We start from the raw sequence: 9540 nt of genomic DNA, 5'->3' as shown, positions 1-9540 counted from the left end.
GCAGCAAACGCGAAAAGCCTGAAAGGAAAGGCGTTTGCGCCGCATGTTGAGCAGCTATTTCTGCGCTCGCGAACAGGTGTTTTTCCACAGAATCGGCGGAATCCAGACCTCCATCGACAAGCGCACACGCCACCGCCGCGCGCTGATGCGGATGCTTTTCGACCATTACGGCAGCGATCAGCTGATCATCTGCATCGATCCCGGCAGCCTCGACCTGCTACGCGACTTCTGCAGCGATCGCTCGACCACCCGGATCCTCGAGATCCGCTGCCGGTTTTCCACTGACGACCTTGCCGGCCACGCGATCCGCCTCGGTCTGGTCGGGCACCGGACCCCGCCCGACGCGCTGGCCCGCCTGTCGCCGACGCTGTGCGGCGATCTGGAGCATGAAAGCGACCGGATCCGCGACGCCGGCTTCGAGAATCACCTCGTCCTGCGCGAGGCCGGCGACCGCTCGCGCGATGCCGATCTTCTGGCACGCTTTCTTGATATCCCGGCGCAAACCGCGCAGGACATCGTCGACTCCGACCATTTCTTTGCAGACTGAGGACAGCCATGCCCTACACCTACGATGATCAGAACGTCTTCGCCAGGATCCTGCGCGGAGAGATCCCCAACAAGACCGTGCGCGAGACCGATCACACCCTCGCCTTCGAGGATATCGAGCCGAAGGCGCCGGTGCATGTCCTGGTGATCCCCAAGGGAGCCTATATCAGCTACGATCATTTTGCCGCCGAGGCGTCGGATGCCGAGATCGTCGATTTCAACCGAACCGTGGCCGAGATCTGCCGCAGCACCGGCGTCGCGCTGGACGCGGGCGGCGGCGGCTTCCGGGCGATCACCAATGCCGGAAAGGACGGCGTGCAGGAGGTGCCCCATTTCCACCTGCACATCCTCGGCGGCCGTCCGATGGGGCCGATGCTGCTGACGCGCTGAGGCGACTTGCGGCGCGCCTGCGTCGCGCACACATCACGCGCAATCGCAGCAAAACCTCACGGGCAGGACATGACATTTCGCAGCCGCATCGGCGCCATTCTCGACACTTCGCTGTTCCAGAACACCATCCTCGGCGTTATCCTGTTCAACGCCGTGATCCTCGGCATGGAAACCTCTGACCCGATCATGAACCGCGCCGGCCTGCTGATCGGCTGGCTCGACACGATCTGCCTGTCGATCTTCGTGGTCGAGATCGCGGCCAAGCTTTACGCGCGCGGACTTGTCGGCTTCTTCAGCCGCGGGTGGAACATCTTCGATTTCGTGATCGTCGGCATATCCCTCGTGCCGGCCTCGCAGGGCCTGTCGGTGCTGCGCGCGCTGCGCATCCTGCGCCTGTTGCGCGTGGTCTCGGTCGCCCCGTCGCTGCGCCGCGTGGTCGAGGGGCTGGTCAACGCACTGCCCGGCATGGGCTCGGTCTTTTTGCTGATGGGGATGCTGTTCTACATCGGGTCGGTCATGGCGACCAAGCTGTTCGGCGACGCCTATCCGCAATGGTTCGGCGACCTCGGCAGCTCGGCCTATTCGCTCTTTCAGATCATGACGCTGGAATCGTGGTCGATGGGGATCGTCCGCCCGGTGATGGAGCAGTTTCCCTATGCCTGGGCGTTCTTCGTGCCGTTCATCATGGTCACCACCTTCGCGGTGGTGAACCTGCTGGTGGGCCTGATCGTCAACTCGATGCAGGACGCCCACCATGCCGAGGACATGGAAAAGACCGACACCTACCGCGACGAGGTGCTGACGCGCCTGACCGAGCTTGAAAAGCTGCTGCGCGAGCGCCGCGATCAGGACGAGCGGTAGCGCGACGGCGGGTCGCCGAACTCTGCGCGGTAGGCGCGCGAGAAATGCGACGAACTGCCAAACCCGGTGGCCAGCGCCACCTCGGTCAGCGACAGCGCCGAGTTGCGCAGCAGGTTGCGCGCCCGGTCCAGCCGCAGGCGCCGGTAATGCGCCTGTGTCGTCTCGCCCAGATGCTGCTGAAACAGCCGGTTGAGCTGCCTTGGCGACAGCCTGGCGATCCGCGCGAGATGTGGCAGCGTCAGCGGATCGGCGATGTTGCCCTCCATCGCTTCGACGGCGTCGAGAATCGCGGGCACCCGCGTACCGACACGCTCCACCAGGCTGGCGCGTTGCGGGCCCGTGGCTGGGCGGATCTCGGTATGCATGAACCAGTCGCTGACCGCACGGGCGAACCCGGCCCCGTGATGCGACGCGATCAGCGCGTGCATCATGTCCATCGGCGCGATGCCGCCGGCGCAGGTGATCCGGTCGCGGTCGATCACGAACAGCGTGCGCTCTATCCGCAGATCGGGCGACACCTCGGCCAGTGCCGCCGCATATTCCCAATGCACGGTCATCCGACGGTCGCGCATCAGCCCCGCCCGCGCCAGGATGACCGGCCCGCCGGACACGCCTCCCATCACCACGCCGGCCCGCGCCTGCCGCACAAGCCAGGGCGTGATGGGGCGACCCGGATACCCGGCCGGATCGCCGCCGGCCACCACGAACAGGTAGTCGAGCGCAAGGTCGTCGTCGAAACTTGCCCCGGGCGTGACCTCTGCCGCGCCAGAGCTCGGCACCGGCTCGCATGTTGGCGCGACATGGACCACGTCGTATAGCACGCGCCCCGCCAGAAGGTTCGCGGCGCGCAGCGGCTCGGTGGTCGCGGCATGCGACATCAGTGCGAAACCGGGGATCGGCAGGATACCGAATCTGTACATCTGGGCCACGCTTTCTTCACATATGACCATAATCATCATGCAAACGGCCATTGAAGGCAAGCCAGACCATCGCTTCTCCGCCATGCTCAGCCCATTATGGTTCGCTAGGATACCCCGCCCCATGCGCTATTCCGCCCTGAAGATCCTTCGCGAGGGCCTGACCGGCAACAAGGGCTGGAAACCCGTCTGGCGCGAACCCGAGCCGAAATCCGAATACGACATCGTCATCATCGGTGCCGGCGGGCACGGGCTTGCGACGGCCTATTACCTTGCCCGCGAATTCGGGATGCGCAACATCGCGGTGCTCGAAAAGGGCTGGCTCGGCTCGGGCAATATCGGGCGCAATACCACGATCATCCGCTCCAACTACATGCTGCCGGGGAACGAGCCGTTCTACGAGATGTCGCTCAAGCTATGGGAGGGGTTGGAGCAGGATTTCAATTACAACGCGATGGTCAGCCAGCGTTCGATCCTGAACCTCTTTCATTCCGACGGCCAGCGCGACGCCTTCGTGCGGCGCGCCAACGCCATGAAGCTCGCAGGCGCCGATGCCGAGCTTGCGGATGCTGATCAGCTGCGCGCCGAACTGCCGTTCCTCGATTTCGACAATGCGCGGTTTCCGATCAAGGGCGGGCTCTACCAGCGGCGCGGCGGCACCGTGCGGCATGACGCGGTCGCCTGGGGCTACGCGCGCGGCGCGGATGCCCGCGGCGTCGACATCATCCAGAATTGCGAGGTCACGGGCTTCGACATCTCGGATGGCCGCTGCCACGGGGTCGAGACGACGCGCGGCCCGATCCGCGCCGCCAAGGTGGCTGTCTGCGTCGCGGGCTCTTCCAGCCGGGTGATGGAAAAGGCCGGTCTGCGCCTGCCGATCGAATCCCACGTCCTGCAGGCTTTCGTCACCGAGGGGCTGAAACCGGTCATCCCGGGCGTCATCACCTTCGGCGCGGGGCATTTCTACGTCAGCCAGTCCGACAAGGGCGGGCTGGTCTTCGGCGGCGACATCGACGGCTACAATTCCTACGCGCAGCGCGGCAACCTGCCGGTGGTCGAGGATGTGGCCGAAGGCGGCATGGCGATCATGCCGATGATCGGCCGCGCGCGGCTGTTGCGGTCCTGGGGCGGGATCATGGACATGTCGATGGACGGCTCGCCCTTCATCGACCGCACCCCCGTCGACGGGCTCTATTTCAACGGTGGCTGGTGCTATGGCGGGTTCAAGGCGACGCCCGCCTCGGGCTTCTGCTACGCCCATCTCATCGCCCGCGACGAGCCGCACCCGGTGGCCACGCAGATGCGGCTCGACCGGTTCGCGCGCGGCAATCTCATCGACGAAAAGGGCATGGGCAACCAGCCAAACCTGCATTGAAGGGCAGCGACATGCGGCTTCATCTTTCCAGAAATACTCGAAACGCCACGCCTGCCACGGGAGCCGCGTCATGATCATCGCCCACCCCCTTCTCGGGCCACGTGACGCCTCCGAATTCGTCTATCTCGGCGATGCGGCCCTCATCGACCGGCCCGACTGGCAGGCACCTGACGCCGCCGAGCGTTTCCACGCCTACGGCTACCTGCGCGACAACCCGGCCGGCGCACACCGCGAGCTCTGGTATCACGAGCAGGGCGACCGGTCGTGGCTGGTGGTGACCCGCGACACGGTCACCCACGAGATCAGCCGCGTGGAACTGGCCCGCGACGCGGCGCGGGCCCGGGGGCGGGGCCGATGAGCCAGGTAAACCGCATCACCGGCGGCCGGATCGACCGTAGCACCCAGATCGCCTTCACCTTCAACGGCAAGGTGATGCACGGCCATCCCGGCGACACGCTGGCCTCGGCGCTGCTGGCCAACGGTCAACGTCTTGTGGGCCGGTCGTTCAAGTATCACCGCCCGCGCGGCATATTCACCGCCGGATCCGAGGAACCCAACGCGCTGGTGGAACTGCGCCGGGGCGCCGCACAAGAGCCTAACACCCGCGCCACCACCGCAGAGCTCTTCGACGGTCTCGACGCGCGCAGCCAGAACCATCGCGGGCCGCTCGGCTTCGACTTCATGGCGGTGACGGACCTTCTGTCGCCGTTCCTTGCCGCGGGGTTCTACTACAAGACCTTCATGTGGCCCCGCGCCTTCTGGGAAAAACTGTACGAGCCGGCCATCCGCGACGCGGCCGGCCTCGGCCGGCTGTCGGGGCAGGACGATCCCGACATCTACGACAAGGGCTACCTGCATTGCGACCTGCTGGTGATCGGGTCGGGGCCGGCGGGGCTGATGGCGGCGCGGACGGCGGCGCGGGCGGGCGCCCGCGTGATCCTCGCCGACGAGGATTTCGCCCTCGGCGGGCGCCTCAACGCCGAGACGCTGGCGGTGGACGGCCGCGCCGGGGCGGACTGGGCGGCAGAAACCGTCGCGGAGCTTGCCGCCATGAGCAATGTCCGCCTGTTGGGTCGCACCACCGTCTACGGCGCCTACGATCACGGCGTCTACGGCGCGCTGGAACGCTGCACCGATCACCTTGCAGACAGCGGCGGCAAGCCCCGGCAGGTGCTGTGGCGCATCTACGCGAAGCGCGCGGTGCTGGCCGCGGGCGCGACCGAGCGTCCGATCGCGTTTGGCAACAACGACCGGCCCGGCGTGATGCTGGCCGGCGCCGTGCGCGCCTATGCCAACCGCTGGGGCGTGGCACCGGGGCGGCGTGTGGCGATCTTCAGCAATAACGACGACGGCTGGCGCACCGCCGCCGACCTCATGGCCCGCGGCATCGAGGTGCCCGCGGTGATCGACAGCCGCGACCGGGCCGCACCGCTGGACCTTCCCGGCACACGCCATGTGCGCGCCGGGGCCGTCGCCGACACGCAGGGCCGCAAGGGGCTGCGGCGGATCACGCTGACCGACGGGCAGATGATCGATGTCGATTGCCTTGCCGTGTCGGGCGGCTGGAACCCCAACGTGCATCTCACCTGCCACCAGCGCGGGCGGCCCGCGTGGCGTGACGATCTCTCGGCCTTCGTGCCGGGCGGCGATCTGCCGCCGGGGATGGTCGTGGCCGGGGCCGCGAATGGCGCGCTGACGCTCGGCGCCGCACTCCGAGAGGGGCGCGCGGCCGTTGAAGCGATGGGGTATGCGGACAAGACCCCGCTGCCCGAGGCCGAGGACGAGCCGCGCGACTGTGCGCCGATGTGGCATGTCAAGGACAGCCGCGCCCGCGCCTGGCTGGATCTGCAGAACGACGTCACCGTCAAGGACGTGAAACAGGCCCACCAAGAGGGCTTTCGCGCGGTCGAGCACCTGAAACGCTACACCACCCTCGGCATGGCCACGGATCAGGGCAAGACGGCGAATATCCCGGCGCTTGCGATCATGGCCGAATGCACCGGCAAGACCATCCCCGAGACCGGCACGACGATGTTCCGCCCGCCCTACACGCCGGTGCCCATCGGCGCACTGGCCGGACGCGCGCGCGGCCGCCATTTCCGCCCCTACCGCCTGACACCCTCGCATGACTGGGCAAAGGCCAATGGCGCGACCTTCGTCGAGGTGGGCAACTGGCTGCGCGCCCAGTGGTTCGCGCGGCCGGGCGAGGCGGGCTGGCGTGATTCCGTGGATCGCGAGGTGCGCACGACGCGGACCTCGGTCGGGATCTGTGACGTCACCACCCTGGGCAAGATCGACATCCAGGGGCGCGACGCGGCCGAATTCCTGAACCGCGTCTATTGCAACGGCTTTGCCACGCTGGCCGTGGGAAAGGTGCGCTACGGCCTGATGCTGCGCGAGGACGGGGTGGCCTACGACGACGGCACTACAGCCCGTCTGGCCGAGCATCACTACGTCATGACCACCACCACCGCCAATGCCGTTACGGTCTTCCGGCGGCTGGAATTCGCGCGGCAATGCCTGTGGCCCGATCTCGACGTGCACCTGATTTCCACCACTGACGGCTGGGCGCAGTTCGCTGTCGCCGGCCCCAAGTCCCGCGACCTGCTGCGCAAGGTCGTCGATGCGGATCAGGATTTGTCGAACGAGGCGTTTCCCTTCATGGCCTGTGGCGCGGTCACGGTCTGCGGCGGCACGCCCGCGCGGCTGTTTCGCATCTCTTTCTCGGGCGAGATGGCCTACGAGATCGCGGTGCCTGCGCGCTATGGCAACGCCATGATGGGCGTGCTGATGGAGGCCGGCAAGGAATTCGACGCCTGTCCCTATGGCACGGAGGCGCTTGGCGTGATGCGGATCGAGAAGGGGCACGCGGCGGGTAACGAGCTGGACGGCCGGAACACGGCGCATAACCTTGGCATGGGGCGGATGGTCAGCCAGAAGAAGGACTGCATCGGCAACGTGTTGTCGCAGCGCCCCGAGATGATCCGCGAGGATGCGGTGCAACTGGTCGGTTTCCGCCCCGTGGACCCCGAGGCGCGGCTGATCGCCGGGGCGCATTTCCTCGACACCGGCGCCGAGGCCACGATGGACAACGATCAGGGCTGGATGTCGTCGGTCGCCCACTCCCCGACCCTTGGGCATGCCATCGGTCTGGGATTCCTTGCGCGCGGCGCGGCGCGGATGGGCGAGATCCTGCGCGCCGTCAGCCCAGTGCACGGCACCGAGACCGAGGTCGTGGTCGTCTCGCCCCATTTCGTCGACCCCGAAGGAGAGCGTTTGCGTGGCTGATTTCACCCTCACGTCCTGGCCGCCGTTGGCCGGCACCGACATGACCCTCGCCGGGGTGCGCCTGTGGGCACCGACCGATCTCGCGGTGGTGTCCCTCGCGCTGCCCCTCGGGCGCGAGGACGCGGCAATGGCGGCGATAAAGGCCGCCCATGGCACGGCCCTGCCCGAGATCGGCAAATCCGTCGTCACGGCGGATGGCGTGCGGCTGATCCGGTTGGCGCCCGATCTGGCCTTCGCGGTGTTCACCCATGCGACGCCGGACGCCGAACGCGTCGTGGCGGAGCGGTTGGGCGGCGCGGTCTATACCACGGAGCAGACCGATGTCTGGGTGGCCCTCGGCCTGTCGGGACCGGATGCGCGGCGGGCACTCGAACGGATCTGCATGCTCGACCTGCACAGCGACGCCTTCGCGGTGGACGACGCCGCGCGCACCGTGATGGAGCATCTGGGCGTGCTGATCCTGCGCACCGGGGCGGATGATTACCTGCTGCTGTCGGCTTCGTCCTCTGCCATGTCCTTTCTGCATGCACTGGAAACCTCGTTGCGCAACATCGCCTGAGCGGGGCGGATGCTTGCACACCGGCCCCGGGACGGCTAACCCGTCGCTGATACGAGCAGGATGGATGTAATGGACGATCTGCGGAACAAGTACCTTGCGGCGATCGCCGCGGCCAAGGACGAGGCCGAACTCGAGGCGCTGCGCGTGCAGGCGGTCGGCAAGAAGGGCGAGATCAGCCTGAAGATGCGCGAACTGGGCAAGATGACGCCCGAGGAACGCCAGACGGCGGGTCCCGCGCTGAATGCGCTGAAGGACGAGATCAATTCGGCACTGGCGGCGCGCAAGCAGGCGCTGGCCGATGCGGCCCTCGACGCGAGGCTGCGCGAGGAGTGGCTGGACGTGACTCTGCCGGCCCGTCCGCGTCGCGCCGGCACGATCCACCCGGTCAGCCAGGTGACCGAAGAAGTGACCGCGATCTTCGCAGATATGGGTTTTGCCGTGGCCGAGGGCCCGCAGATCGAATCCGACTGGTACAATTTCGACGCGCTCAACATCCCCGGCCACCACCCGGCGCGCGCCGAGATGGACACGTTCTATACCCACCGCGCCGAGGGCGACGACCGCCCGCCGCACGTGCTGCGCACGCATACCTCGCCCGTGCAGATCCGCACGATGCAGGCGCAGGGCGCGCCGTTGCGGGTGATCGCGCCGGGCCGCGTCTACCGCGCCGATTACGACCAGACGCACACGCCGATGTTCCACCAGGTCGAGGGGCTGGCGATCGACCGCGATATCTCGATGGCCAATCTAAAATGGGTGCTGGAAGAGTTCGTGAAGGCGTTCTTCGAGGTCGACGATGTCGAGCTGCGCTTTCGCGCCTCGCATTTCCCGTTCACCGAACCCTCGGCCGAGGTCGATATCCGCTGTTCGTGGTCCGGCGGCACGCTGAAAGTGGGCGAGGGCGACGACTGGCTGGAAATCCTCGGCTCTGGCATGGTGCACCCCAAGGTGCTCGAGGCCGGCAATATCGACCCACAAGAATGGCAAGGATTTGCCTTCGGCATGGGGATCGACCGGATCGCGATGCTGAAATACGGCATTCCCGACCTGCGCGCCTTCTTCGATTCGGACCTGCGCTGGCTGCGCCATTACGGGTTTGGCGCGCTCGACGTCCCGACCCTGCATGGGGGCTTGAGCAGGTGAGCTGGTCGGTAGTCCTCGCTGCAATTATTACGCTAGTAGGTGGAGTGTTTGTCTATCGCTGGCAAAAGGAAATTGACCGCCTTACGGAACTAGCTAAGGAGCGGCGTGATACATACCGCGACTTTATCTGCGCCATCGATAATTACATGCTATTGTTTTTCGGCGGCGAAGATAACGAGAAACTAAAGGCATTTTCACGTTATAGGGTCGCAAAAAGACACGTTATCTTGATCGGGAGCTCTTGGGTTCTGAAGGCGATTGAAGCACACGGGCGCGCATTGACTGAATGCGAGCGGGTCATGAGTGGTACCAAGGAGGGCCTCATGGAAGAGGTCAACGATAACATCCGAAAATCTGAAGACGAAATAATCATCGAAATGCGCAATGACTTCGCTTACGGCACTAATATTGGACTTGCGGATATCCTACCCCTGCCGAGAGAAAAACGGCAATAAGGTGAA

The 9540-nt window shown here is 66.0% G+C and carries 10 protein-coding genes; 9 read left to right on the top strand and 1 reads right to left on the bottom strand.

Going from position 1 to position 9540, the window contains the following annotated elements; all coding sequences use genetic code 11:
• Nucleotides 1-43: 43 nt before the first annotated feature.
• From V8324_RS15735 to V8324_RS15725, 3 genes are all read left to right on the top strand, one after another.
• Nucleotides 44-547 carry a DUF5928 domain-containing protein gene (locus tag V8324_RS15735; RefSeq protein ID WP_336420879.1) on the top strand — a complete coding sequence of 168 codons (504 nt, stop codon included), beginning with the start codon at nt 44-46 and terminating at the stop codon, nt 545-547.
• 8 nt (nt 548-555) lie between these two features.
• The gene (locus V8324_RS15730; RefSeq protein WP_336420878.1) at nt 556-936 is read left to right on the top strand and encodes an HIT domain-containing protein; all 381 of its coding nucleotides are present in this window, start codon (nt 556-558) and stop codon (nt 934-936) included.
• 69 nt (nt 937-1005) lie between these two features.
• Nucleotides 1006-1797 (top strand): ion transporter, encoded by a 792-nt coding sequence (locus V8324_RS15725; RefSeq protein ID WP_336420877.1) that lies wholly within the window; start codon nt 1006-1008, stop codon nt 1795-1797.
• Here V8324_RS15725 and V8324_RS15720 read toward each other — a convergent pair.
• The gene (locus V8324_RS15720; RefSeq protein ID WP_336420876.1) at nt 1782-2717 is read right to left on the bottom strand and encodes a GlxA family transcriptional regulator; all 936 of its coding nucleotides are present in this window, start codon (nt 2715-2717) and stop codon (nt 1782-1784) included. The genes V8324_RS15725 and V8324_RS15720 overlap by 16 nt on opposite strands.
• 121 nt (nt 2718-2838) lie before the next feature.
• On the opposite strand from V8324_RS15720, the gene V8324_RS15715 reads away from it, so the two are divergent.
• The 6 genes from V8324_RS15715 to V8324_RS15690 all read left to right on the top strand — a co-directional run bounded on the left by V8324_RS15715 (nt 2839) and on the right by V8324_RS15690 (nt 9534).
• Nucleotides 2839-4089: a sarcosine oxidase subunit beta family protein gene (locus tag V8324_RS15715; protein WP_336420875.1), complete on the top strand. Its 1251-nt coding sequence runs from the start codon at nt 2839-2841 to the stop codon at nt 4087-4089.
• 70 nt (nt 4090-4159) lie between these two features.
• Nucleotides 4160-4447 (top strand): sarcosine oxidase subunit delta, encoded by a 288-nt coding sequence (locus V8324_RS15710; protein WP_336420874.1) that lies wholly within the window; start codon nt 4160-4162, stop codon nt 4445-4447.
• The gene (locus V8324_RS15705; protein ID WP_336420873.1) at nt 4444-7377 is read left to right on the top strand and encodes a sarcosine oxidase subunit alpha family protein; all 2934 of its coding nucleotides are present in this window, start codon (nt 4444-4446) and stop codon (nt 7375-7377) included. The genes V8324_RS15710 and V8324_RS15705 overlap by 4 nt, the downstream gene beginning before the upstream one ends.
• The gene (locus V8324_RS15700) at nt 7370-7936 is read left to right on the top strand and encodes a sarcosine oxidase subunit gamma (RefSeq protein WP_336420872.1); all 567 of its coding nucleotides are present in this window, start codon (nt 7370-7372) and stop codon (nt 7934-7936) included. The genes V8324_RS15705 and V8324_RS15700 overlap by 8 nt, the downstream gene beginning before the upstream one ends.
• Before the next feature lie 69 nt (nt 7937-8005).
• Entirely contained in the window at nt 8006-9079 is a 1074-nt protein-coding gene (gene pheS, locus V8324_RS15695; protein ID WP_336420871.1) for a phenylalanine--tRNA ligase subunit alpha, read from the top strand.
• Nucleotides 9076-9534, top strand: coding sequence for a hypothetical protein (locus tag V8324_RS15690; RefSeq protein ID WP_336420870.1), 459 nt, complete (start codon nt 9076-9078; stop codon nt 9532-9534). The genes pheS and V8324_RS15690 overlap by 4 nt, the downstream gene beginning before the upstream one ends.
• Nucleotides 9535-9540 lie beyond the last annotated feature (6 nt).

Source organism: Roseovarius sp. D22-M7 (assembly GCF_037083785.1).
Lineage (GTDB): Bacteria > Pseudomonadota > Alphaproteobacteria > Rhodobacterales > Rhodobacteraceae > Roseovarius.
The sequence above is the reverse complement of the archived record's forward strand: the minus strand, read 5'-3'. Positions and strand labels throughout refer to the sequence as shown.